Raw genomic sequence first — 24235 nt, 5'->3', positions numbered from 1 at the left:
CCGGATAGGCTGCCGTCCTGATGAGCGCCACGATGATCGTCAAGGACCTGGCCGCCGGGCACGGGGATCGCCCACTCTTCTCCGGGCTGGACCTGGTCGTCGCCCCGGGCGACGTGGTCGGCCTGGTCGGGCCGAACGGGGCCGGCAAGTCGACGCTGCTGCGTACCCTCGCCGGGTTGTTGCCGGTCGAGGCCGGCAGCGTCCGACTCAGCCCGCCCACCGCGAGCGTCGGGCACCTGCCACAGGAGCCGGAACGGCGACCGGGCGAGACCGTACGCGACTTCCTGGCCCGCCGGACCGGGGTGACCGCCGCGCAGGCGGCGTTGGACGCGGCCACCGAGGCGCTGACCGCCGGGACGGCGGGCGCCGACGACGCGTACGCCGACGCGCTGGAGCGCTGGCTCGCCCTCGGCGGCGCGGACCTGGACGAGCGCGCCGAGCAGGTGAGCGCCGACCTGGGGCTCGCGGTCGACCTGGACCATCCGACGACCGGGCTCTCCGGCGGTCAGGCCGCCCGCGCCGGGCTGGCGTCGCTGCTGCTCAGCCGGTACGACGTGTTCCTGCTCGACGAGCCGACCAATGACCTGGACCTGGCCGGCCTGGAGCGGCTGGAGGAGTTCGTCACCGGGTTGCGGGCGGGCACGGTGCTGGTCAGCCACGACCGGGAGTTCCTCACCCGCACGGTGACCCGGGTGGTGGAGCTGGACCTGCCGCAGCAGCAGGTCAATCACTTTGGCGGCGGCTACGCGGCCTACCTGGAGGAGCGCGAGGTGGCGCGGCGGCACGCCCGCGCCGACTTCGAGGAGTACGCCGACACCAAGGCCGGCCTGGAGGCGCGGGCCCGCACCCAGCGCGGCTGGATGGAGAAGGGCGTGAAGAACGCCCGCCGCAAGGCCACCGACAACGACAAGATCGGCCGTAAGTTCCGCAGCGAGGCGAGCGAGAAGCAGGCCGCCAAGGCCAAGCAGACCGAGCGGCTGATCGAACGGCTCGACGTGGTCGAGGAGCCCCGCAAGGAGTGGGAGCTGCGGATGGAGATCGCCGCCGCGCCCCGCGCCGGCGCCGTCGTGGCCACGCTGCGAAACGCAGTGGTACGCCGGGGCGGCTTCACCCTCGGGCCGGTGGACCTCCAGATCGACTGGGCGGACCGGGTCGCGGTGACCGGCGCGAACGGGTCCGGAAAGTCGACGCTGCTGGCCGCCCTGCTGGGCCGGCTACCGCTGGACGAGGGCACCGCCACGCTCGGGCCGGGCGTGGTGGTCGGCGAGGTGGACCAGGCTCGGGGATTGTTCCTCGGTGACGCTCCGCTGATCGACGCGTTCCAGGCGGCCGTACCGCAGATGTCCCCGGCGGACGCGCGGACCCTGCTGGCCAAGTTCGGGCTGCGGGCGGCGCACGTGCCCCGGCCGGCGGCGACCCTCTCCCCCGGCGAGCGGACCCGCGCGGCGCTGGCCCTGCTCCAGGGGCGCGGGGTCAACCTGCTGGTGCTGGACGAGCCCACCAACCACCTGGACCTGCCCGCCATCGAACAGCTCGAATCGGCACTGGCCAGCTATCCCGGCACGCTGCTGCTGGTCACCCACGACCGGCGGATGCTGGCCGCCATCGAGACGAACCGTCGGCTGCGGGTCGACGCCGGGCGGATCGCCGAGGATTGATCCGTGCCGGCGGGCCGTCGCGGGGTGAGAATGACGCCATGCTCAAGTGGGAGTACGCCCTGCTGGTCCGCCGCCGCCAGGCGGCGACCAACGACCTCGGCTGGGAGGTCGTCTTCGTCTGGTACGGCCCGGACGGCTCGATGGTCGACGTGACGCCGTACGGCGACACCGCGCTGGCTCACCTGAACCGGGCCGGCGACCAGGGCTGGGAACTGGTCGCGATGAGCGAGGACCCGTCCCTGCCCGGCAACCACGAGCTGCACCGCTACCACCTCAAGCGGCCGAAGCCCGCCGCCCCGCCACCCCGGCAGCGGATACGCGGGGGCCGCCGGACCATCTCGGGCTGACCCTCGCTGCCAACTCCGGCCCTCGCCGGGGGCGACCTGACCTTCGTGGGCTGCGGCACAGGCCGGCTCGGCCGCGTCGCGGGGCCGGTGTCCCGTCGAGCGATATACCTGTGCGGCATAAATATGACTCACAGGTATATCGCTCAAAGCAGCATCGCCCGCAGGCTGCGACACGCCCGTCGGCGGCGGGCGGACCCCGACGAACAGGGCGGACGAGCCGGGCATACCGGTCGCGAATGTGGGTAACGCGCGGCGGGAGGTGGCCCGAATGGTCGCTTTGGCACAGACTCCGCCCTCGGCCGAGCGGCTGCGGTTGATCGACGAATCCCTCGCGCAGGCGTGGGCGGACCAGGCTCGGCACGACGAGCGGCTGCGCGCTCTGGCGGTCGAGGTGCGCTTCGACCGGGGGGTCGCCCATCTCACCGGGGAGGTGGCCGAGCCCGCCGAGCTGCGGCTGGTACGCGACCTGGTGGGGCGGCTGGCCGGCGTCTACGGCGTCTGGTGCCGGGTCGGCGTCGGCGGGCGGTCACCGGTGGTGGTGGACCTCGGTTGCGGGCCGACCAAGCAGTGGTCGAGCAACCTGGGGCTGGACATCTACCCGGCGCCGGGGGTGGACGCGGTCGCGGATCTGTCCGGCTCGCTGCCGCTGGCGGACAACTCGGTGGACGTCCTCTTCGCGGTGCACATCCTGGAGCACCTGATCGACTTCCTGCCGCTGGTGGACGAGTGCCACCGGGTACTGCGTCCGGGTGGCGTCCTGCACGTGATGAGCCCCTGGTGGGGGCACGTGAACGCGGTCGCCGACCCGACTCACGTCCGGCTGATGGACGTGCAGACGTTCAAGGGGATCTGCCAGCTCCGACCGCCGGGCACGCCGCGGTGGTACCCGCTGCACGCGGGCTGCGACGGTGCCTCGATCTTCGCCGACCTGACCCCCCTGCCCCCGGAGGTCGACCCGGCACCCCCATCCCACCTGGCCCGCTTCTTCGACTAGGGGTTCCGGGTTGATTCGCGGATCTCCAGGCGGTAGGGGGCGGAAAGCTCCTTCGCCGGGGCGGCGCGGTCGCCGTCCAGGCGGTGGGCCAGGAGTTCGACGGCCAGCCGGGCGATCCGCTCCTTGTCCGGGGCGACCGTGCTCAGTGTCGGGATCGAGAACCGGCCGTCCTCGATGTCGTCGAAGCCGACCACCGCCACGTCCTCGGGCACCCGCAGGCCGGCCTCGTGCAGGGCGCGCAGAGCGCCCAGGGCGAGCGTGTCGTTGAAGCAGAAGACGGCGTCGGGGCGTACCCCCGCGGTGAGCAGGCCGCGCATCGCGGCCGCGCCGTCGGCGCGGTGCCAGGCCGGCGCGGGCGCCACGAGGGTTTCGTCGTAGGCCAGGCCGGCGGCGCGCAACGCCTCCGCGTAGCCGGCCAGACGCAGGCGGGCGCTGGCGCCCTCGTCGGTGCGCTGCGAGCCGATCGCCGCGATCCGACGGTGGCCGAGCTGGATCAGGTGGTCGGTGATCTCGCGGGCGGCGGTCACGTTGTCGATCACCACGCGGTCGGCGGGGCCGTGGTCGACCCGCTCGCCGAGCAGCACCATCGGGGTGCCGTCCAGGCCGGCCAGGTCCTCCCCGGTGAGCGCCAGCGGGCTGAAGATCAGCCCGTCGATCAGGTGGTCGGTGATGCCGGAGGCGACCACCCGCTCCTGCTCGCGCCGGCCGCCGGTCTGGTCGATGAGCACCGTCCAGCCGTAGTCGGCGGCGGCGGTGACCACGTAGCGGGCGAGTTCCGCGAAGTACGGGATGTCCAGTTCCGGCACCGCCAGGGCGATCACCCCGGTACGACCCTTGCGCAGGTGGCGGGCGGAGAGGTTGGGCCGGTAGTTCAGTTCGGCGATGGCCTCCTCGACCCGGGCCCGGGTGTCCGGACGTACGTGCACGTAGCCGTTCACCACGTTGGAGACGGTCTTCACCGAGACGCCCGCCCGTTCGGCCACGTCCTTGAGCCTGTGTCGCACGCCGCAACCTCCCCGATGTAAACCCAGCGCACCATACCTCGTCATCAGCCCTTTACAACGTTGCCTACAACGTTGCAGAACCGGCCGGGTGGGCGGTGACTGCGGTCGCGTCCGACGGCCACGCCGCAGACCCGCCCCTGACCGGGTGACCACGCGAAAGGGCCCCCGCGGGAGCGGAAGCCCTTGCGGCGTTCGTGTTTCAGGCGCTCGGTTCGCGCGGCGCCGGGGCGACGGCGGGTTCGTGCCGGGCCAGCCGGTTGCGGCGGTAGCCGTAGCCGAAGTAGATGACCCCGCCGAGCAGCATCCAGGCCAGGAACCGCAGCCAGGTCTCCACCGACAGGTTGAGCATCAGGTAGAAACAGGCCAGCGCCGAGACGACCGGCAGCACCGGGGAGAACGGCACCCGGAACGGCCGCTCCAGGTCCGGGCGCTTGCGGCGCAGGATCGGCACCGCGATCGAGACCAGCACGAACGCGCAGAGCGCGCCGATGCTGACCAGGTCAGCCAGTGCGGAGAGCGGCAGGAAGCCGGCCAGCAGCGCGACCGCCACCGTCATGATCGCCGAGATCCGGTACGGGGTGCCCCAGCGCGGGTGCACGGCCGCGATCGAGGGCGGGATCAGGCCGTCCCGGGCGATGGCGAAGCCGATCCGGCCCATCGCCACCAGGTCGACCAGGATGACGCTGGTCAGGCCGGCAACCGCGGCGATGGAGACGAGCGTCGCCGCCCAGCCGGCCCCCACCGACTCGAACGCCGAGGCGATCGGGGCGCCCCGGTCGATCTCCGTGTACGGCACCATGCCGACGACCACCAGCGAGACGCCGATGTAGAGCACGGTGGAGATCAGCAGCGTGCCGAGCAGGCCCAGGGTGAGGTCCCGCTTGGGCTTGCGCGTCTCCTCGCCCAGGTTGGCGACGGCCTCGAAGCCGGTGTACGCGAAGAAGACCACCGCGGCGGCGCTGAGCACCCCGACGAAGCCGAAGACCGACGGCTCCAACCCGAACAGCGCCTGCGTCACCGGCTGCTTGATGCCGTCGTCGCCACTGCCGGCGGGCTCGGCCGGCGGGATGAACGGGCTGAGGTTGGCGGCCTTGACGAAGAACAGGCCAGCGACCACCACGAAGACGCAGATCGACACCTTGACCAGCACCAACAGGTTGGTGATCCGGGCGGACTCCCGGATGCCGACGATCGCCACGATGCCGAGGATCAGCACGATGGCGATCGCGCCGATGTTGACCGTGCTGCCCTCCTCACCGAACCATCGGGTCGGCAGGTCGAGCAGCTCGGCGAGGTAGCCCGACCAGCCGCGGGCCACCACCGCCGCACCGAGCGCGAACTCCAGCAGCAGGTCCCACCCGATGATCCAGGCGACGATCTCGCCCATCGTGGCGTACGCGTAGGTGTAGGCGCTGCCGGCGGTCGGCACGCTGGAGGCCAGCTCGGCGTAGCAGAGGGCGGCGAGCAGGGCGACCACGCCGGCGATGGCGAAGGAGATCACCACGCCCGGACCGGCGCTGTCGCGGGCCTCGATCCCGGTGAGCGTGAAGATGCCCGTGCCGATCACGATGCCGATGCCGAAGCCGGTGAGGTCGATCGCGCCGAGCCGCCGCTTGAGCCCCAGTCTGCCGTCGGTGCCGTCGGCGTCGCCCTGGGCTATGACGTCCTTGATCGGTTTGGTTCGCAGCACGGACATGCGCTCACCCCTCCCCACCGTGCGGCCACCACCGCAGCGGCCGGCGGTGGGGGTTGCTACCCAGCGGCAGGTTCCGCCAATCGCGCTGGCCGATGACGAGGCGTTCAAGGCCGGTCACGGGGAGCAATCGGACGATCAACCCGGTAGCCGACGATCGCACCGATCTGGCGCGAGACCCTTGCGGCGATGACCCGGAGTATGAAAATTTCCTTCTAGACGCAGATAAGCAGCGGCGAATCTTGCCGACCCCTGCCACACCTGCGCACCCGGGAGCCCCAACGAAGGGACACACCGCATGAAGGCACCTCGACTCGGAGCGGCCGGGCTGGTCGCAGCCCTGCTCGGCGCGCTGGTCGCCGCCACCCCCGCCAACCCCGCGAGCGCCGCGACCGATGCCGCCACCACCAGCTGCGTCACCGACCCGGCCACGCCGAAACGACAGTTCCGGGCGATGTGGATCTCGTCCGTGGTCAACATCGACTGGCCCAGCACGGCGTCCCAGACCAGCCCGGACCGGGTCGCCGCCCAGCAGGCCGAGTACCGCGAACTGCTCGACCTCGCCGAACGGCTGCACCACAACGCCGTCGTGGTGCAGGTCCGACCGACCGCCGACGCGCTCTGGCCCTCGCCGTACGAGCCGTGGTCGGAGTACCTGACCGGCGTACGGGGCCAGGACCCGGGCTGGGACCCACTGGCCTTCCTGGTCGACGAGTCGCACAAGCGCAACCTGGAGTTCCACGCCTGGTTCAACCCGTACCGCGTCTCCATGCCGGCCCCCGGCGGCGCCGGCGCCGACCTCAGCCAGCTCGCACCCGGCCACCCGGCCCGGCAGCACCCGGACTGGACCTTCGCCTACCCGCCGGCCGGCGTGGCCGGCAGCCGGCTCTACTACAACCCCGGCATCCCCGAGGTCCGCGAGTTCGTTCAGACCGCGATGATGGACGCGGTCAAGCGGTACGACATCGACGGCGTGCACTTCGACGACTACTTCTACCCCTACCCCAGCGGCACCTACCAGGTGCCCGACGACGACACCTTCGCGGCGCACAACCGGGGCTTCACCGACCGGGCGGACTGGCGGCGGGACAACATCAACCTGCTGATCCAGGAGATGAACGGCAAGATCAAATCGGCGAAGCCGTGGGTGAAGTTCGGTGTCAGCCCGTTCGGCATCTGGCGCAACGCCAGCGCCGACCCGCTCGGCTCGGACACCACCGGCAGCCAGTCGTACGACATCATCTCCGCCGACACCCGCAAGTGGGTCAAGCAGGAGTGGATCGACTACGTGGTGCCGCAGCTCTACTGGTACATCGGCCAGTACCCGGCGGCCGACTACGCGCGGCTGGTCCCGTGGTGGGCCGAGACCGTGCGCGGCACCCGTGTCCAGCTCTACATCGGGCAGGCCGACTACAAGAGCGGCGATGCGGCGTACGGGCCGTACTGGCAGAACCCGCGTGAGCTGTCCGACCACCTGACACTCAACCGGTCGTACCCCGAGGTGCAGGGCAACGTGCACTTCTCGGCCGTCCAGGTGCGGGCCAACCGGCTCGGCGCCACCGACATCTACGCGGCCGAGCACTACTCCCGCCCGGCCCTCGTGCCGGCCATGCCGCACCTGCCGGCGAAGCCGCTGCTCCTGCCGGTGGTCACCAGGGTCGCCCGGGAGGCCGACGGGGTGCGGCTGACCTGGCGTCAGCCCGCCGACGGCGTGGGCCCGCTGGGCACGGCCACGTCGTACGCGATCTACCGCTTCGACGGCACCACGCTGCCTGGGCGGTGCGCCACGGCGGACGCCAGGCACCTCGTCGACACCGTCCGGGCCACCCCCGGCGGCACCCAGTCCTGGGTGGACACATCGGCCGAGCCCGGCCGGCGCTACACCTACCGGGTGACCGCGCTGGACCGTACCGCCAACGAGAGCCCGGCCAGCCCGCCGGCGTTCCTGCTGCACTAACCCGTTCCGCGGAATGCCCCGGGTGCCTCGCGCACCCGGGGCATTCGTCTGTTTGAACGTATGTCACCAATAGTTGGCGGCGCGCATACCGCCCAGTTGATCACCTGATCGACACTCATCGACATCCGGTAACCCGCCGGTAACTTCTGTCCCACCGCTCACCCGCGGAGGTAAACCGTGCCCCGACGTCTCGCCACCCTGTTCGCCTCGGGCGCGCTCGCGCTGCTCGCCACCCTCGCCGCCGCCTCCCCCGCCGCCGCCGTCACCCCCGCGGAGCGACTGTCCGTGCTGTCGAGCTGGACCCAGACCAGCGCGTCCAGCTACAACTCCTGGAACAGCGCCCGCGTCAACCGGGCCCCCTGGGCCGGGTACAACTTCGACTGGTCCACCGACTACTGCTCGTCCAGCCCGGACAACCCGCTCGGGTTCACCTTCAACCTGGGCTGCTACCGACACGACTTCGGCTACCGCAACTACAAGGCGGTCGGCCAGTTCTCCGCCAACAAGTCCCGCCTGGACAGCGCCTTCTACGAGGACCTGAAGCGGGTCTGCGCCACGTACAACACGGTCGTTCGCCCGGCCTGCTACAGCCTGGCCTGGACGTACTACCAGGCGGTGCACATCTTCGGCTCGGTGGCGGCCGTCCAGCAGGCCGACATCGACCGAGCCGCCCGAATGAAGGCCCAAGCCGAAGCCAAGGCCGCAACCCGGTAACCCCACCCCACCCCCCACCCCACCCGTCGCGGTGATCATGAAGTTGTTGCCCGTCCGCCCGGCGTGTCGTGGCAATAACTTCATGATCAACGACGAGGGGTCAGGCGCGTTCCGTTCGGGTTGCGGGGTGGTGGCGGTTGGGGTCGGCGGGGTGGGCGGGGGGCGGCGCGGGTGGGGACAGGTCGGTGCTGAAGCGGGTCGAATCCGCTGCCAGGTCCGGGTGTTCCACGTCGAGCGCCAGCGCCACGGCCTCGTCCAGGCCCATCTCGGCTCCCTCCCCGTACGCGTCGTCGAACGCCGCGTCACCCGCCATCGCCCGCAGCTCCGCCTGCTGATCGGCCCAGTAGCCGCCGTAGATGCCCGGTGTCGCTCGCATGCTCGCCCGGGTGGCCTGGGCCGCCCCGAACAGCCGGGCGGCCGTCAACCGGTCTCCACCGAGAGCGCAGCGCACCGCGATCGCGTTCAGCGTGTCGCAGGCCCGGCCGTGGTAGCCGTGCCCCATCCGTGAGCGCAGCGCCACCAGCAGGTGCTCGTGCGCGGCGATCACGTCGCCCCGGGCCAGCGCGACCATCCCGAGCAGCATGTCCACCGAACGCCGGCCCCGCTCGACCGGCCGGGCGGCCTCCACCGGACGCGCCGCTCCCAGCAACTCCGCCGCCTCCTCCAGCGCGCCGCGCCGCCACAGCAGCTCGGCCAGGCTGAACACCGCGAACAGCGCCTCGCCGACCACGTCCTGCCCGTGGGCCCAGTCGATGACCTCCCGACAGACCCGCTCGGCCTCGAAGAACTGGCCCATGTCCACCAACGGCGCGGCCCGACCGGCGAGCACCCGGGCCAGCAGCCCGGCGTCGCCGGCCTGTCGGGCGGCCGCCTCCGCCCGCTGCGAGTAGCGCAACTCCTCCGCGAACTCGCCGTCGGCGCCGGCGTGCAACGAGTGCATGTGGTACGCCGCCGCCAGCTCGGCGTCCGGGATGCGCTCGCCGGTCTCGGCGATCCGTCCGTACAGCCGGAACAGCCAGAGTCGACCCTCCCGGGCCAGCCCGCGCTCGCGCCACCACTGGTCCAGCTCACCGGCCAGGCGGAGACCGGCACGGGCGCTACCGCCGGTGGCGCACCAGCGCAGCGCGGCCCGCAGCTCGTCGGCCAGCGGGTCGAGGGTGTAGAGCGACAACGTCACCGGCCGGCCGTCCGGCCCCAGGTGGGCCCGCTCCAGCGCGTGCGCCGACCAGGCCACGTGCCGGTTACGGGCAGCCTGCTCCTCACCCGCCTCGGCCAGCCGCCGTGCCGCGTACGCCCGGATCGGGTCGAGCATCCGGTACGAACTGCCGGCGGCGCGCGGCTCGGCCAACACCATCGACTTGTCCACCAGCACCGACAGTGGATCCAGCGGATCGTCGCCCAGCAGCCACTCCACCGTCGGCAGATCCACCGGCCCCGCGAAGACCGCCAGCCAGCGCAACAGCCGCGCGGCCCGGTGCCCCAACGTGCGGTACGACCAGGTGACGGTCGCCTGCATGGTCAGATGCCGTTCGGTGGCCGAGCGCTGCACGGCCCTGCTCGCCGGGGTGGGCGGCGGTGTCCCGATCGCCGCGGCCACCAGGTCCACGGTGTCCTGCTGGTTGCCGGACCAGCCCCGCTCCACCGGCGGTGGATCCGGATCCTCCCGGCCGGCGTCCAGCGTGCCGAGGACGTCGTCCAACCGCTCGGCCAGCTGACCCACGGAGAGCACCCGCAGCCGGGCGGCCGCCAACTCGATGGCGAGTGGCAGCCCGTCCAGCCGCTGCACCACCCGGCGCAGGTCGGCCGACTCGGACGGGTCGGGCCGCCGACCGCCACGGGCCGCCGCCGTACGGTCCAGCAGCAGCGCGACCGCGTCGCTCTCCGCGCCGCCCGGGTGGGGATCGACCGAGAGCGGCGGGATCCGCCAGACCACCTCGCCGGGCAGGCTGAACGACTCCCGGCTGGTCGCCAGCACCCGCACGCCGCCCCCGCCGGAGAGCAGCCGTGAGATGACCTCGCCGCAGGCCGCCGGTTGCGTGTCGCAGGTGTCCAGTACGACCAGCATCCGGCGGGCCGCCGCGTACTCGACGAGGGTGTCCAGCATCGGGCGGCCCGGCTCGGGCCGCAGCCCGAGCACCGCGGCGATGGCGAACGCCACCAGTCCCGGGTCGGTCACTGCGGCGATGTCGACGAACCAGACCCCGTCCGGGTACGCCTCGACGACGCCACCGGCCAGCTCCACGGCGAGCCGGGTCTTGCCCGCGCCGCCCGCGCCCAGCACGGTGACCAGTCGGTGCCGCTCCACCAACCGGCCCAGCTCGGCCCGCTCGACCTCCCGCCCGACGAACGAGGTCACCTGGGTCGGCAGGTTGTGCGCCACCGCGTCGGCGGTGCGGGGGCGGGGGAACTGCCGTTCCAGGCCGGGCGCGACCAGTTGGAACAACCGCTCCCGGTCGTCGAAGCCACGCAGCCGGTGCAGGCCCAGGTCCAGCAGGGTGGCGCCGGGGGGCAGCGGATCGGCCCGGCGGGCCGTGGACGCCGAACAGAGCACCTGTCCGCCGTGCGCGGCCGCGGCCACCCGGGCGGCCCGATGCACCTCGGGGCTCGCGTAGTCCCCGTCGCGGGGCTCGGCGTAACCGGTGTGCAAGCCCATCCGCACCCGGGGCGCGGCCTCCTCGGTGGGCCAGTCGTGGCTCGCCAACGCCCGCTGGGCGGTCAGGCAGGCGGTCAGCGCCGCCGCCGCGTCGTCGAAGGCCAGGAAGAACGAGTCGCCCTCGGTCAGCAGCTCCGCGCCACCGGTGGCGGCCAGGGTGCGACGCAGCAACCGGCGGTGCTCGGCGAGCACCGGGCGGTAGTCCGCGCCGAGCAGTTGGGCCAGCCGGGTCGAGCCCTCGATGTCGGTGAACACGAAGGTCACCCAACCGCTCGGGAGCTGGATCCGTGGCGACATGCGTGGAACCTCCGCCCGTGACGTCGGGTTCATGCTGCCTGACTCCGAGCGGTCACGCATCGTGAGAACGGCCGGGCACGTGCCGCCTCAAGGTGCCACTCGAACCCGCTCCCGGCAAGGCCGGCCCACCGGCCGGCCACCGGAACGCCCGGCTCAGCAGCCGCAGGCACCACCGCAGCAGCCACCGCCACCAGCGGGAGGTTGCGCGCCACCAGCGCCCCGACCGGTGACCGACACCGCCGAAAGCAGCTTGACCGTGTCGACATGACCCTGCGGGCAGGTGGCCGGGGCGCCGGCCTCCGCCATCGGACGGTTGACTTCGAAAGTGTCGCCGCAGGCGCGGCAGCGGAACTCGTACCGGGGCATGGCGATCAGGGTACGTGGGCCTGACGGTCACCGGGGACATGAGTGATACTCGACGGGTGGTGGACGGCGAGGACGAGACGCGTGTGCAACCGCTTCGGCCGGCCGCGCCGCTGGACGGGCCGCTGGCCGAGTCGGGCGCCGCACCGGATCCGGTGCCCGCGGCCGTGCCCCGCCCCCGCCGGCCCTGGCTCGGCGGCCGCAGGACCGACCCGAAGGCCGAGACCCCGGCGACGTCCGTGACCACCGACGCACCCCTTGCCCCGAGCGTCGATGCCGCGACCGGCGACCAGTTGGGGGCCACCGACACCGCGAAGGCTGAGGACGCGAAGGCCGACAGCGCGACAGCGGCGGACGCCACCGCCACCGACCTGACGGCGACCAAGGTGGACGGTGCCGCCGTGGTGCCGACGCCCGAGCGCGGCCGCCGTCGGCGGGTGCCGTTCGCGCACGCCGTACGGGTGCCACCGCCCCGTCAGGCCGCGGTGACCGCCGCCCGGGCGACCCGCGCCTGGGCCCGCCGGCCCAGCGGCCGACTCACGATCCCGGGGGTCTTCCTGCTGCTTCTGGTGGCCGCGACCGCCGCGGCGGGGGCGTTGCTCGTCCCGGCGACCATTCGGGGATCCCGGCCGGTGGCCGACGTCACGGCCGCGCCGACCGTGGCCGTGCCGCCGGCGGTGCCCATCGACCCGCTGCCCACCCGTCCGCTGCCCACCGGCACTCTGCCCACCGGGCCGATGCCGACCGCGCCGCTGCCCACCGGAGCGTTCCCCAGCGGCGGCATGCCGACCGGGCCGGCCGTCGGTCCGACTGCCGGCGGCCGTCCCTCGGATTCCCTGGCCGCCTGGGCGCAGCAGGTCGCCGCCAAGGTCAAGATTCCCGCGACCGCCGTGCAGGCGTACGGGTACGCCGAGGTGGTGCTCGCCCAGACCAACCGCAGCTGTGCGCTGAGCTGGACGACGTTGGCCGCGATCGGCCAGGTCGAGTCCGGGCACGGCTCGGCCAACGGCGCGCGGTTGGGGGCGGACGGCAAGGCGCTGCCCCACATCATCGGGCTGCCACTGGACGGAAACGGCGGCCGGATGCGGATCATCGACACCGACCGCGGTGCCCTCGACAACGACAGCACCTACGACCGGGCGATCGGGCCGATGCAGTTCATCCCGACGACCTGGCAGGAGATCGGCGCGGACGCCGACCTGGATGGCGTCAAGGACCCGCACGACCTGGATGACGCCGCTCTGGCTGCCGGCAACTACCTGTGCAAGGGCGGCCGCAACCTGAGCATCCCCGGCGACTGGTGGAACGCGATCTTGTCGTACAACGACGTGCGCCGGTACGCCCAGGCCGTCTACGACACCGCTGACCGGTACGGACGGGCCAGCCGCACGTGATGTGATCGTCCGCGTACATTGGAGAACTGGACACTTCCCCCGAGCAGCCGTTAGCGGCAAGCTAGACGGGTGATGGTGCGCGAGTGGGACCCCAGGACCGCGTCGTCCGCCGAGATCGCGTCGCTGCTGACAACGCTGAACGCGGTGCTGGCGGCCGATCTGCCGCAGGACCCGCCGTGGCGGGAGACCTCTCTGCGGGAGTATCTCGGCGAGGTGATGCCCGGTGAGCGGCGGATCTCCTGGCTTGCTCAGGCCGAGCCGACCGCTTCCGGCGAGACGGGCGCTGTCCTCGGGCAGGTCCACGTGCTGCTCCTCGGCGACATCGGGGTGCTCGAGGTGCTGGTGCACCCCTTAGTCCGACGCAACGGCCTCGGCCGTGAGCTGGTGCTGCGCGCCGCCCGCCGCGTCTACCAGGAGGGTTTCCAGTCGATCGGGGTCGAGGTGGTCGGCGACACGCCGGCGGTGGGCTTCTACGAGTCGCTCGGCTTCACCCGGGAGTACGTGGAGACGCGCAGCGTGCTCGACCTGACCTCGGTGGACTGGGCCGAGCTGACCGAGATGGCCACCGGGATCGGCGCGGGCTACCACCTGGAGTTCTACCCCGGTGGGCCACCGGACGACCTGATCGAGTCGTACGCGCGGGCCAAGGCCGAGGTGCGCGACGTCGACGACGGCGAGTTGCGTCCCAGCTCGTATGACCCGGAGCGGCTGCGGGACAGCCTGGACACCCTGCACCGGCGGGGTATGAAGCCGTACATCGTCCTGGCCCGGCACGAGCAGAGTGGCGAGGTGGCCGGCCTGACCGAGGTCGTGGTGCCGGCGCAGCACCCGACCCGCGCCGACCAGTACGACACGATCGTCGCGCAGGACCACCGGGGTTACGGCATCGACCGGGCGATCAAGGCGCGGATGCTGCTGGAGCTGCGTTCCGCCGAGTCGGAGCTGGCCGAGGTGCAGACCTGGAACGCCCAGGCCAACGAGGCGATGCTCAAGGTCAACGCGGAGCTGGGCTACCGGCCCGACCGGGACTGGTGCGAATACAGCGTCGACGTCGCCGAGCTGGTGCACCGCATCGACCCGCCGCGTTGAGGAATTCACGAAACTGTCCGGTGGGGGATGGACGATGGACGGTTACGCACCTTAACGTGCGTTGACTCCCATCCACCCATCGTGGAGGCCCTATGCGCCCGCGCCGCACGACAGCCGCGCTCGCGATCGCCACCGCCGCAGTGACCGTCACGGCCCTCGGCGTCACACCCACCGCCGCCATCGCCGCGCCCACCGACCTGTTCATCTCGGAGTACGTCGAAGGCTCGTCGAACAACAAGGCGATCGAGCTGTTCAACGGCACCGGCGCCGCCGTCGACCTCACCGCGGGCGGCTACCAGCTCCAGCTCTACTTCAACGGCTCCACCACCCCGACCAGCATCGCGCTGGCCGGGACCGTGGCCGCCGGGGACGCGTTCGTGTTCGCCAGCGCCTCGGCCGGGGCGGCCATCCTCGCCCAGGCCGACCAGACCACCGGGGCGAGCCTGTTCAACGGCGACGACGCGATCGTGCTGCGCCGGGGCGCCACGGTGCTCGACTCGATCGGCCAGGTGGGTGTCGACCCGGGCACCGAGTGGGGCACGGGCGCGACCAGCACGGCGGACAACACGCTGCGCCGCCTGCCCACGGTGACGGCGGGCGACACCGACCCGTCGGACGCGTTCGACCCCGCCGCGCAGTGGACCGGTCTTCCGATCGACACCTTCGACGGGCTCGGCTCGCACACCGTGGACGGCGGTGGCCCGGTCGACGCGCCGGCCACGCTGACCTGTGGTGGGCCGTTGGTCACCGCCGCCGGGACGGCTGCGAGCCGCGAGGTGACCGCCGTCGACCCCGACGACACGATCGTCGACCTGGCGGTGACCGCGATCAGCCCGAGCCCGACCTCCGGCTCGATCACCCGTACCGCGTTCACCCCGGCCGACGGGGTGGGCGGCACCGCCCGCGCCACGATCAGCGCGAGCGCCGACCTCACCGCCGGGGCGTACACCGTCACCGTGACCACGACCGACGCGGGCGGTGGCACCGCCACCTGCGCGCTGGCCGTGCAGGTCACCCGGGAGCTGACCGTCGGTGAGGTGCAGGGTCCGACCACCGACACCGAGTCCGGCCCCGCCGACCGGTCACCGCTCGCACCGGCGAGCGGCAACGGCACCAGCAGCACGATGTACGACGTCCGTGGCGTGATCACCCAGTTGACGCTTGCCCGTACGGCGGCCGGTGCGGAGCAGAACGGGTTCTTCCTGCAGAGCCGCAGCGGTGACACCGACGGTGACCCGACCAGCTCCGACGGCATCTTCGTGTTCATCGGCACGTTCACCTCGCTGATCGGCGGCTACGTGCCGACGGTCGGCGACGAGGTGGTGCTCCGGGCCCGGGTGTCGGAGTACTACAACCTCACCCAGCTCTCCGGCGCGTCGCTGGTCCGCCGGATCGCCACCGGCCTGGACGTGGACACGACGGTCACGGTGACCGACGCGGTGCCGCCGGTCGAGCTGACCGAGGCGCAGCGCTGGTGGGAGCGGCACGAGGGCGCCCGGCTGCGCGTCCGCGCCGGCAGCGGTGCGGTGAGCGGTCGCAACGTCTTCTCGTCCACGGCGGACGCGGAGCTGTGGGTCGTCGACCGGGACGACCCGCTGCTCGACCGCGCCGACCCGTACGCCCGGCGGGTCTTTAGGGACTCCCACCCGCTGGACAACGACCCGAGCCAGCGCTTCGACGACGGCAACGGTCAGCGCGTGCTGCTGGGCAGCATGGGCGTGAAGGGCACCGCCGGGGACAGCACCGCGCTGCTCCCGCCGGCGCACACCTTCGACACGTTGCGGGCGGACGCGGTGGGTGGCGTCTACTACTCGTTCGAGAAGTACGGCGTGCAGGTCGAGCGGGCCGGGTTCGACGCCGGCGCCGACCCGTCGAAGAACAACCCGCCGAAGCCGGCCGACCGTTCCCAGGAGGTCGCGGTCGCCACGTACAACGTGGAGAACCTGTACGACTACCGCGACGACCCGTTCGACGGCTGCGACTTCGCCGGCAACTCCGGCTGCCCGGGCGTCAACCCGCCGTTCGACTACGTGCCGAGCAGCGAGGCGGACTACCGGGAGCACCTGACGTCGCTCGCCGACCAGATCGTCAAGGATCTGCACGCGCCCGATCTGATCCTGGTGCAGGAGGCCGAGGACCAGGACATCTGTACGGTCTCCGGTGGGGCGCTGACCTGCGGCGACACCAACAACGCCGACGGCGCTCCGGACAGCATCCAGGAGTTGGCGCTCGCGGTGGCGGCGGCCGGCGGGCCGGCGTACGCCGCGACCTATGACCGGACCGGCGCGGACGCCCGCGGGATCACCGCCGCGTTCCTGTACCGCACCGACCGGCTGTCGTTGGCGGCCGCGACGGCGAACGATCCGCTGCTCGGCTCGGCGCCGACCGTCCAGTACCGGGCCCCGGGACTGCCGGGCAACGCCGACGTGCAGAACCCGAAGGCCCTCAACGCGGTGCTGCCGGCCGATGTGGACACGTCGACCGGGAAGGACGGGAACAACGTCTTCACCCGGGCACCCCAGCTGGGCAAGTTCACGGTCGCCGCGGCGCCCGGCGCGGCCGAGCGGTTCACCCTGTACGCGCTGAGCAACCACTACTCCTCCGGCCCGGACGGCCGGATCGGGCAGCGGCGGGAGCAGGCGGCGTACGGCGCGGCGATCGTCACCGCGATCGAGGCGGCCGATCAGAGCGCCCGGGTGGTCTACGGCGGGGACCTGAACGTCTTCCCCCGTCCGGACGATCCCATCGCCACCGGCGCGCAGCCGACGTCGTCGGACCAGCTCGCCCCGCTCTACGAGGCCGGCCTGCACAACCTGTGGGACACCCTCGTCGCGCAGGTGCCCGCATCGGCCTACTCGTACAGCTTCGAGGGGCAGGCGCAGACGCTCGACCACCTGTTTGTCAACGACGCGCTCTACGGTGACCTGGTGCAGGTGCGGGCGGCGCACGTCAACGCCGACTGGCCGGCGGAGTTCACGGGTGACGGGTCGCGGGGCTCCAGCGACCACGACCCGCAGGTGGCCCGTTTCCGGTCCCGGGCGTCGTTGACCGTCACCGACACGTCGGTGGTCGAGGGCGACCAGGGCACCCGTCAGCTCACCTTCACCGCCACCGTGTCCCGGCCGCTGTCCCAGCCGGTGCTGCTCTGCGCCGCCACCGTCGGTGTCACGGCGCAGATCGGCTCGGACTTCGACCCGTACGTCGGTTGCCGCACCCTGGCCGCCGGGCAGACGTCTGTCGCCTTCCCGGTGACCGTGCGCGGTGACCGCAAGCGGGAGTCGGACGAGAAGTTGACCCTGCTGGTGGCGGGCGTGCCCGGGTTGCGGCTGGCCGATCCGCTGGCGGTGGGCACCATCACCAACGACGACTGACAGTCTTTCGCCGTGTCGGCGGCCCGTCGTCCAGGTCTCCTCGGGCGGCGGGCCGCTCGCGTCTGCCGATGTCTCCCTCAGTAGTACTCCTGGACTATCGGCGGGGGTGGTGCGTTGCGGTGCTGTGCCACCCGCACCTCCCACTGGCTGCGGTGGCGTCGCGCTTCGCGATCCGTCGAGCTGCGGTGGTAGGTCTCTGGTGGCCGGGTCAGCCCGTAGATGTCGCCCCACCACTCCCCCGGCTTGGGGTCGAGGATGGTGTCGAGGTGCGAGGGATAGCGGCGACCCGCGCCGTCATGAACGTCCTCACGGTCGGCCATCGGTTGGACGATCCGGCCTTCCTGGTCCACGACGACCAGGTAGAGCCCGGCCGCGCCGAGCAGACGCTCCAGCACCGCCAGGCTCGGCGACAGGGTGCCCGCTTCGACCCGACCCACTGTCGAGGGCGTGACCTTGGCGAAGCGGGCCATCTGATGTTGGCTCAGCCGGACGATTCGCCGCGCCCGGCGCACCAGACCGGCGATGGGATAACGGCCGACGGTGGGGCCGGGAGGCAGAGGAGGAACGAGCGCGGAGGCCATCCGCCCACCATGCCCGCGACACCACCCAGGCTCAATCCCGGTGGATAAGCCTGTGGATAACTCGGCCAGCCGGCGGCTTGCGCGCTGCGGGGCCGGGCCGAGCCGGCTCTCTAGTGTGCGTCCTTTGCTCTGCTTCAACTGACGCAACAGTCAGACCCGAAAAGTGTTGCGCCGGTTGAAGCAGAGCAAAGGACGTGCACTAGGGGCCCTGGACCCCGTACCTGAAGGGCGCGCAACAGGGTGCGGGGACGCGCAATGCTACGAGGGTCAGCGAGGTGCAACGAGGGCCAACGAGGGCCAACAGGGCGCAGAGCCCAAGGGCCTAGCGGAAAAGCGGGCCGTGCGGGACCGGGCTGCTCAGTAGCGCTGGCGGAGCAGGCCGGCGGCTTCGACCGCCCAGTAGGTGAGGATGATCTGCGCGCCGGCCCGCTTGATCGAGGTGAGCGTCTCCAACATCACCCGCTCGCGGTCGATCCAACCGTTCGCGGCAGCCGCCTCGACCATCGCGTACTCCCCGGAGACCTGGTAGGCGGCGACCGGGACGTCCACCGCGGCCCGCACCGCCGACACCACGTCGAGGTAGGGCAGCGCCGGCTTGACCATCACCAGGTCGGCGCCCTCGGCGACGTCGAGCGCCACCTCGCGCAGCGACTCGCGCAGGTTGGCCGGATCCTGCTGGTAGGCACGCCGGTCGCCCTCCAGCGCCGACTCCACCGCCTCCCGGAACGGGCCGAAGAACGCCGAGGCGTACTTCACCGCGTACGCCAGCACCGCCACATCCTGGTGGCCGGCGGCGTCGAGCGCCCGGCGGACCACGCCGACCTGGCCGTCCATCATCCCGGACGGCCCGACCATGTGGACCCCGGCGGCGGCCTGGGCCACCGCCATCTCGGCGTACGCGGCAAGGGTGGCGTCGTTGTCCACCTCACCGTCTGCGGTGAGCACGCCGCAGTGCCCGTGCGAGGTGAACTCGTCCAGGCACAGGTCGCTCATCACGACAGTGCTGTCGCCCACCTCGGACACCACGTCGCGGATGGCGACGTTCAGGATGCCGTTCGGGTCGAGGCCGCCGGACCCGGTCGGGTCACGCCGCTCGGGCACCCCGAAGAGCATGATCCCGCCGACGCCGGCCTGGACCGCCTCGGTGGCCGCCTTGCGCAGGGAGTCCCGGGAGTGCTGGAGCACCCCCGGGAGCGACCCGATGGCCCGGGGCTCGGTGAGCCCTTCCTTGACGAACATCGGCACGACCAGCTCGGCCGGGTCGACCCGGGTCTCGGACACCAGCCGGCGGATCGCCGGGGTGCGGCGCAGGCGGCGGGGCCGGATCTCGGGGTACGACATGAAAGGGCCCTCCTGAGGACGACTACCGGAAGCGGAGGGCGGTCGGCCCCTGCACCTTCGAGCCACGGCGCTGCTTGGCCGGCATGGCGGCCAGCTTCTCGCGCAGCTCGACGGCGTAGGCGGCGAGCGCCTCCACCAGGTCGGGCACCGAGGCGTGCGGTGGCTGGACGTCGACCCGAAGGCCGAACTCCGTCGCGGTCTCCGCCGTCTTGGGCCCAATCACGGCAACAACCGTCCGCGCATGCGGCTTCCCGGCGATGCCGACCAGGTTCCGCACAGTGGAAGAAGACGTGAAGAGGACCGCGTCGAACCCGCCCGACTTGATCGCGTCGCGGATCTCGGCGGGCGGCGGCGCGGCCCGCACCGTCCGGTACGCGGTCACGTCGTCGACCTCCCAGCCGCGCTCGGTGAGCCCGGCGGCGAGCGTCTCGGTGGCGATGTCGGCGCGCGGCAGCAGCACCCGGCCGACCGGGTCGAGGATCTCGTCGTGCGGCGAGAACTCGGCCAGCAGCCCCTCGGAGGACTGCTCCCCAGCGGGGATCAGTTCCGGCTGGATGCCGAACGCGCGGACCGCGTCAGCGGTCGGCTCGCCGATGCAGGCGATCTTGACGCCGCCGAAGTGCCGGGCGTCCAGACCGTGCTCGGCGAACTTCTCCCAGACCGCGCGGACCGCGTTCACCGAGGTGAAGATCACCCAGGCGTACCGGCCGTCGACCAGACCCTTGACGGCCCGCTCCATCTGCGCCGGGGTGCGCGGCGGCTCGACCGCGATGGTCGGCACCTCGCACGGAATCGCCCCGTACGCCCGCAGTCGGGCGCTCATCGCGCCGGCCTGCTCCTTGGTGCGCGGCACCAGCACCTTCCAGCCGTACAGCGGGCGGTTCTCCCACCAGCTCAGCTTGTCGCGCTGGCCCACGCCCGCGCCGATGGTGAGCACCACCCGGCCGGTGAAGCCGAGCGCGGCGGCCACGAAGCTGTCCACGGTCGACGTGGTCGTGTACTGGGTCTCGCCGGTGCCGTCGCCGGTCACCCCGACGTCGGTGGTGCCGTCGACCCCGGCGGCCAGCAGGCCGTCCCGGACGGCGGCGAGGTCACCGGCGTCCACCGCGAGCGCGAGCGAGCCCCGCCCGACGGCCGCAGCCAGCGCCTCGAAGTCCAGCGTGCTGACGTCCTCGACGTCGGCGGCGGTACGCACACCCGGCAACGGAACACCTGCGTAGGTGGCGACGCCCTCGGCCTGGCCGACACCCGGCACCACCTCGAAGTGGGCGGCGGTGCGGGCCACCGCCTGCACCTCCTTGACCACCGAGTCGTGGCCGAACGGGTCACCGGCCACCAGGTGCACCGCGTTCAGCCCGGACCGGGCCGCGGAGATCAACACCTTCGCCACGTCCCCCGGTGCGCCTTCGGCAGGCGTGAACTGGGCGTCGTCCCTGGCCTCGGCGCGTACGACGGCGAGCAGCGACTCGGGGACTCCCCGGTCGTAGATCACCTGGTCCGCGTCGACCAGGGCGTCGTGCGCCCGACGGGTCAGCAGGCCCGGGTCACCGGGGCCAGCCCCGACGAACGCGATACGGCCGACGGGCTTACGGGTGCGGGTCATTCTGTGCTCCCAAATTGCTGGGTCCCCGGGCCGGTGTGTCCTTCGTGGCCGAGGATCGAGTCGGCGCCGAGTTCGAGGAGTTCGGCGGCGAGTGCCTTACCGATCTCCGCCGCGTCGGCGGGCGTTCCGGTGCGGGACAGCCGGAGGTCACGAATGCCGTCCGGGCTGATCACCGCCCCGCGCAGGTAGATCTCATCGCCGGCGTCACCTTCGGCGAGTTCCGCATAGGCGGCGACGGGTGCGCTGCACCCGGCCTCCAGTGTTGCCAGCAACGCGCGCTCCGCGGTGACCGCGGCGTGCGACGGTGCGTGGTCGAGCGTCCCGAGCAGCTCGACCAGCTCCTGGTCGTCGACCCGGCACTCCACGGCCAGCGCGCCCTGGGCGGGCGCGGGCAGCATGAGCATCGGGTCGAGCGTCTCGGTGATCACGTCGGTCCGGCCGATCCGGGCCAGCCCGGCCCGGGCCAGCACGATCGCGTCGAGGTCGGCCTCGGGGCCGAGCACCCGCGCCAGGCGGGTGTCGATGTTGCCGCGGATCGGAGTGACCTCCAGTTGCAGCCCGAGGGCGTGCAACTGGGCGATGCGGCGCAGCGCGCCGGTACCAACGGTGGCCCCGGGCGGCAGCTCGGCGAGCGTCCGCCCGCCCTGGGCGATCAGCGCGTCGCGCGGGTCCTGTCGGGCCGGCACGGCCGCGATGTGCAGCCCGGCGGCGCCGGCCGTGGGCAGATCCTTGTAGGAGTGCACGGCGAAGTCGATCGTCCGGGCGGTCAGCGCGTCACGCAGCGCGGAGACGAACACCCCGACGCCGAGCCGGTGCACCGGAGCACTGGAGCGGTCGCCGGCGGTGACCACCTCGACGAGCTCGACCGGGCGGCCGGTGGCGGCGGTCAACGTCTCGGCGACCTGGCCGGACTGGGCCATCGCCAGGGCGCTGCCCCGGGTGCCGAGGCGCAGGGGGGCGGTCATCGCGCACCTCCGGTGGGCGGGATCTGCTCGGTGACGTCGACGCCGGTCACCGAGGCGTTGGTAGGGGTCAGCACGTCGGGGACGGTGTCCACCGGCGAGGTCTGCGGCACCTGGAGGTCGAACAGCTCGCGCAGCAGAGCCGCGTACTGGTCGCCACCGGGCTCGGCCGCGAGCTGGCGGACCTTGACGGTGGGCTGGTGCAGCAGCCGCTGCACCACGCGGTGCACCGTACGGGCCACCTCGGCCCGCAGGTCGTCGCCGAGGTCGGGACGGCGCTGGGCCAGACGACGCAGCTCAGCGGTGACGACGTCGTCGGCGCGACCGCGCAGCGCCGCCACGGTGGGTGCCACGTCGGCGCCGCGCAGCCAGGTGAGGAAGCCCTCCACCTCGCCGAGCACGATCCGCTCGACGGCGGCGGCGTCCGCCGCCGCCGGACCGTCGGCGAGCTGCGCCGCCATCCGGCCGATGTCGATCACCTCGACGCCGGGCAGGTCGGCGACGCCCTCCTCGACGTCGCGGGGGACGGCCAGGTCGAGCAGGACCAGCGGACCCCGCGAGGGGCCCCGCTCGGCGAGTGCGGCGCCGACCACCGCCCGGGTGAGGACCGGTTCAGTGGACGCGGTGGCGGCCACTACGATGTCCACTGTGGAGAGCGTGGCGGCCAGCTCGGTCATCGGCGCGGCGTCCGCCCCGTACGACTCGGCGAGCCGGACGGCCCGGTCGGCGCCCCGGTTGGTGACCGTGAGCGGCCCGGCGCCCTGCCGGGACAGCGTGGCCACCCCGAGCGACCCCATCGCGCCGGCCCCGATCACCAGGGCCGGGTGGCCGGCGAGGTTGCCGTCGAGGTGCCCGGCGGCCAGCTCCAACGCGGCGGTGACGACGCTCTGGCCGGCCCGGTCGATGCCGGTCTCGGCGTGGGCCCGCTTGCCGACGCGCAGTGCCTGCTGCATCAGCTCGTGCAGCAGGCGGCCGGCCGAGTCGGTGCCGGTGGCCCAGTGGTACGCGTCACGCAGCTGGCCGAGGATCTGCGCCTCGCCCACGACCATCGAGTCCAGCCCGGTGGCGACCCGGAAGACGTGGTCCACGGCGGCGGTGTCGTAGTGCACGTAGAGATGGCTGGCGAGCGCCGCCGGCGAGCTGTCGGCCTGCTCGGCCAGGACGGCGCAGATGTCGCCGAGCCCGCCGTGGAATCCGGACACGGCGGCGTAGACCTCCACCCGGTTGCAGGTGGAGACGAGCACCGCCTCGCCCACGTACGGCTGGGCGACCAGGCGGTCCAGGGTGCGGGTGAGGTCGGCGGGGGGCACGGCCAGCTGCTCCAGCGTGGCGACCGGGGCGGTCCGGTAGGACGCGCCGACGACGAGCAGTTTCACGTGCCGATCGCCTCCTGGGTGTCGGTGGCCGCGAACCCGCCGGGCAGGGCCGTGAGAGCGGACCCGCCGGTGGCGGGCAGCGCGGTCAGCGACGCCTTGCGGTGCTCGTGGAAGGACAAAATCTGCAGCTCGATGGCGAGGTCGACCTTGCGCACGTCGACCCCCTCCGGAACAGAGAGTACGCACGGCGCGAAGTTGAGGATGCTCGTCACGCCGACCGCGACCAGCTGATCGGCGACCCGCTGGGCCGCAGCGGCCGGCGTGGCGATCACGCCGATCGCGATGGATTCCTCCGTGGCGACCGCCGGCAGCTCGTCGACATGCCGGACAACCAGGCCGTTGATCTCTTCGCCGACCCGGGAGGGATCGGCGTCCAGCAGTGCGGCGATCCGGAAGCCCCGGCCGGCGAAGCCGTCGTAGCCGGCCAGAGCGTGACCGAGATTACCCACGCCGACCAGGGCGACAGCGCGACGCTGAGTGAGCCCGAGCACGTACTCGATCTGCTCGATCAGCAACGCGACGTCGTAGCCGACGCCACGGGTGCCGTACGAGCCGAGGTGGGAGAGGTCCTTGCGGAGCTTGGCGGAGTTGACCCCGGCGGCGGCCGAGAGACCCTCGCTGGAGATCGTCTCGTGCCCGGCATCGGCGAGGTTGTGCAGCGCGCGCAGGTATTCCGGGAGCCGAGCGACGGTCGCCTCGGGAAGGTCCGGGAGCGCCGGTACGGCACCGGCGGGGCCGGGCGCACCTGGGTGACGGTGCTGACTCATGAGACTCCGTGCGGTGCGATCCTCGGCCAACTCCGCTGGTCGGCCGCTTATGGACTCCCGCTGGCGACCGA

At 72.5% G+C, this 24235-nt stretch carries 18 protein-coding genes; 8 read left to right on the top strand and 10 right to left on the bottom strand.

What is annotated here, in order from left to right:
• Positions 1-20 precede the first annotated feature (20 nt).
• From OG505_RS30075 to OG505_RS30065, 3 genes are all read left to right on the top strand, one after another.
• The gene (locus tag OG505_RS30075; RefSeq protein WP_405429383.1) at positions 21-1658 is read left to right on the top strand and encodes an ABC-F family ATP-binding cassette domain-containing protein; all 1638 of its coding nucleotides are present in this window, start codon (positions 21-23) and stop codon (positions 1656-1658) included.
• Between the two features lie 38 nt (positions 1659-1696).
• A complete protein-coding gene (locus OG505_RS30070) occupies positions 1697-2005 on the top strand; it encodes a hypothetical protein (protein ID WP_405429382.1) in 309 nt (102 codons plus the stop codon).
• A 268-nt stretch (positions 2006-2273) separates the two neighbouring features.
• On the top strand, positions 2274-2999 hold the full coding sequence (locus tag OG505_RS30065) for a methyltransferase domain-containing protein (protein ID WP_405429381.1): 726 nt from the start codon (positions 2274-2276) through the stop codon (positions 2997-2999).
• Here the strand turns inward: OG505_RS30065 and OG505_RS30060 are convergent.
• Positions 2996-4003 carry a LacI family DNA-binding transcriptional regulator gene (locus OG505_RS30060; protein ID WP_405429380.1) on the bottom strand — a complete coding sequence of 336 codons (1008 nt, stop codon included), beginning with the start codon at positions 4001-4003 and terminating at the stop codon, positions 2996-2998. The two genes, OG505_RS30065 and OG505_RS30060, sit on opposite strands and share 4 nt — an antisense overlap.
• Positions 4004-4202: 199 nt before the next feature.
• Positions 4203-5699 (bottom strand): amino acid permease, encoded by a 1497-nt coding sequence (locus tag OG505_RS30055; protein WP_405429379.1) that lies wholly within the window; start codon positions 5697-5699, stop codon positions 4203-4205.
• Positions 5700-5994: 295 nt separating this feature from the next.
• Between OG505_RS30055 and OG505_RS30050 the strand changes: the two genes are divergently transcribed.
• Entirely contained in the window at positions 5995-7653 is a 1659-nt protein-coding gene (locus OG505_RS30050) for a family 10 glycosylhydrolase (protein WP_405429378.1), read from the top strand.
• Between the two features lie 177 nt (positions 7654-7830).
• Complete coding sequence (locus OG505_RS30045; protein ID WP_405429377.1) at positions 7831-8367, top strand: phospholipase; 537 nt, start codon at positions 7831-7833, stop codon at positions 8365-8367.
• 100 nt (positions 8368-8467) lie between these two features.
• Here OG505_RS30045 and OG505_RS30040 read toward each other — a convergent pair whose 3' ends face one another.
• Entirely contained in the window at positions 8468-11317 is a 2850-nt protein-coding gene (locus OG505_RS30040; protein ID WP_405429376.1) for an ATP-binding protein, read from the bottom strand.
• 153 nt (positions 11318-11470) lie between these two features.
• Positions 11471-11683 carry a zinc ribbon domain-containing protein gene (locus tag OG505_RS30035; RefSeq protein ID WP_405429375.1) on the bottom strand — a complete coding sequence of 71 codons (213 nt, stop codon included), beginning with the start codon at positions 11681-11683 and terminating at the stop codon, positions 11471-11473.
• Positions 11684-11739: 56 nt separating this feature from the next.
• Here OG505_RS30035 and OG505_RS30030 point away from each other — a divergent pair, with 56 nt between their 5' ends.
• The 3 genes from OG505_RS30030 to OG505_RS30020 all read left to right on the top strand — a co-directional run bounded on the left by OG505_RS30030 (position 11740) and on the right by OG505_RS30020 (position 17534).
• A complete protein-coding gene (locus OG505_RS30030; protein WP_405434816.1) occupies positions 11740-13074 on the top strand; it encodes a lytic murein transglycosylase in 1335 nt (444 codons plus the stop codon).
• Positions 13075-13146: 72 nt separating this feature from the next.
• Positions 13147-14163, top strand: coding sequence for a GNAT family N-acetyltransferase (locus OG505_RS30025; protein ID WP_405434814.1), 1017 nt, complete (start codon positions 13147-13149; stop codon positions 14161-14163).
• A gap of 92 nt (positions 14164-14255) precedes the next feature.
• Positions 14256-17534 carry a lamin tail domain-containing protein gene (locus OG505_RS30020; protein ID WP_405429374.1) on the top strand — a complete coding sequence of 1093 codons (3279 nt, stop codon included), beginning with the start codon at positions 14256-14258 and terminating at the stop codon, positions 17532-17534.
• A 77-nt stretch (positions 17535-17611) separates the two neighbouring features.
• Here the strand turns inward: OG505_RS30020 and OG505_RS30015 are convergent, their stop codons facing one another.
• The 6 genes from OG505_RS30015 to OG505_RS29990 all read right to left on the bottom strand — a co-directional run bounded on the left by OG505_RS30015 (position 17612) and on the right by OG505_RS29990 (position 24164).
• A complete protein-coding gene (locus tag OG505_RS30015) occupies positions 17612-18115 on the bottom strand; it encodes a multiprotein-bridging factor 1 family protein (protein WP_405429373.1) in 504 nt (167 codons plus the stop codon).
• A 357-nt stretch (positions 18116-18472) separates the two neighbouring features.
• Positions 18473-19456 carry a porphobilinogen synthase gene (gene hemB, locus OG505_RS30010; protein WP_405429372.1) on the bottom strand — a complete coding sequence of 328 codons (984 nt, stop codon included), beginning with the start codon at positions 19454-19456 and terminating at the stop codon, positions 18473-18475.
• Between the two features lie 22 nt (positions 19457-19478).
• Complete coding sequence (locus OG505_RS30005; RefSeq protein ID WP_405429371.1) at positions 19479-21059, bottom strand: uroporphyrinogen-III synthase; 1581 nt, start codon at positions 21057-21059, stop codon at positions 19479-19481.
• The gene (gene hemC / locus OG505_RS30000; protein ID WP_405429370.1) at positions 21056-22024 is read right to left on the bottom strand and encodes a hydroxymethylbilane synthase; all 969 of its coding nucleotides are present in this window, start codon (positions 22022-22024) and stop codon (positions 21056-21058) included. Before hemC ends, OG505_RS30005 begins: the two co-directional genes overlap by 4 nt.
• Complete coding sequence (locus OG505_RS29995; protein WP_405429369.1) at positions 22021-23397, bottom strand: glutamyl-tRNA reductase; 1377 nt, start codon at positions 23395-23397, stop codon at positions 22021-22023. The genes hemC and OG505_RS29995 overlap by 4 nt, the downstream gene beginning before the upstream one ends.
• The gene (locus tag OG505_RS29990; RefSeq protein ID WP_405429368.1) at positions 23394-24164 is read right to left on the bottom strand and encodes a redox-sensing transcriptional repressor Rex; all 771 of its coding nucleotides are present in this window, start codon (positions 24162-24164) and stop codon (positions 23394-23396) included. Before OG505_RS29990 ends, OG505_RS29995 begins: the two co-directional genes overlap by 4 nt.
• Between the last annotated feature and the right edge of the window lie 71 nt (positions 24165-24235).

Origin of the sequence: Micromonospora sp. NBC_00617 (genome assembly GCF_045161355.1) — a bacterium.
Classification (GTDB): Bacteria; Actinomycetota; Actinomycetes; order Mycobacteriales; family Micromonosporaceae; genus Micromonospora.
The sequence above is the reverse complement of the archived record's forward strand: the minus strand, read 5'-3'. Positions and strand labels throughout refer to the sequence as shown.

Bases quoted from the DNA above. Each gene is read 5' to 3' on its own strand.
- OG505_RS30070 (WP_405429382.1), top strand. From the start codon at position 1,697: ATGCTCAAGTGGGAGTACGCCCTGCTGGTCCGCCGCCGCCAGGCGGCG.
- OG505_RS30020 (WP_405429374.1), top strand. From the start codon at position 14,256: ATGCGCCCGCGCCGCACGACAGCCGCGCTCGCGATCGCCACCGCCGCA.
- OG505_RS30065 (WP_405429381.1), top strand. From the start codon at position 2,274: ATGGTCGCTTTGGCACAGACTCCGCCCTCGGCCGAGCGGCTGCGGTTG.
- OG505_RS29990 (WP_405429368.1), bottom strand. From the start codon at position 24,164: ATGAGTCAGCACCGTCACCCAGGTGCGCCCGGCCCCGCCGGTGCCGTA.
- OG505_RS30075 (WP_405429383.1), top strand. From the start codon at position 21: ATGAGCGCCACGATGATCGTCAAGGACCTGGCCGCCGGGCACGGGGAT.
- hemC (WP_405429370.1), bottom strand. From the start codon at position 22,024: ATGACCGCCCCCCTGCGCCTCGGCACCCGGGGCAGCGCCCTGGCGATG.
- OG505_RS30025 (WP_405434814.1), top strand. From the start codon at position 13,147: ATGGTGCGCGAGTGGGACCCCAGGACCGCGTCGTCCGCCGAGATCGCG.
- OG505_RS30040 (WP_405429376.1), bottom strand. From the start codon at position 11,317: ATGTCGCCACGGATCCAGCTCCCGAGCGGTTGGGTGACCTTCGTGTTC.
- hemB (WP_405429372.1), bottom strand. From the start codon at position 19,456: ATGTCGTACCCCGAGATCCGGCCCCGCCGCCTGCGCCGCACCCCGGCG.
- OG505_RS30055 (WP_405429379.1), bottom strand. From the start codon at position 5,699: ATGTCCGTGCTGCGAACCAAACCGATCAAGGACGTCATAGCCCAGGGC.
- OG505_RS30015 (WP_405429373.1), bottom strand. From the start codon at position 18,115: ATGGCCTCCGCGCTCGTTCCTCCTCTGCCTCCCGGCCCCACCGTCGGC.
- OG505_RS30005 (WP_405429371.1), bottom strand. From the start codon at position 21,059: ATGACCCGCACCCGTAAGCCCGTCGGCCGTATCGCGTTCGTCGGGGCT.
- OG505_RS30035 (WP_405429375.1), bottom strand. From the start codon at position 11,683: ATGCCCCGGTACGAGTTCCGCTGCCGCGCCTGCGGCGACACTTTCGAA.
- OG505_RS30050 (WP_405429378.1), top strand. From the start codon at position 5,995: ATGAAGGCACCTCGACTCGGAGCGGCCGGGCTGGTCGCAGCCCTGCTC.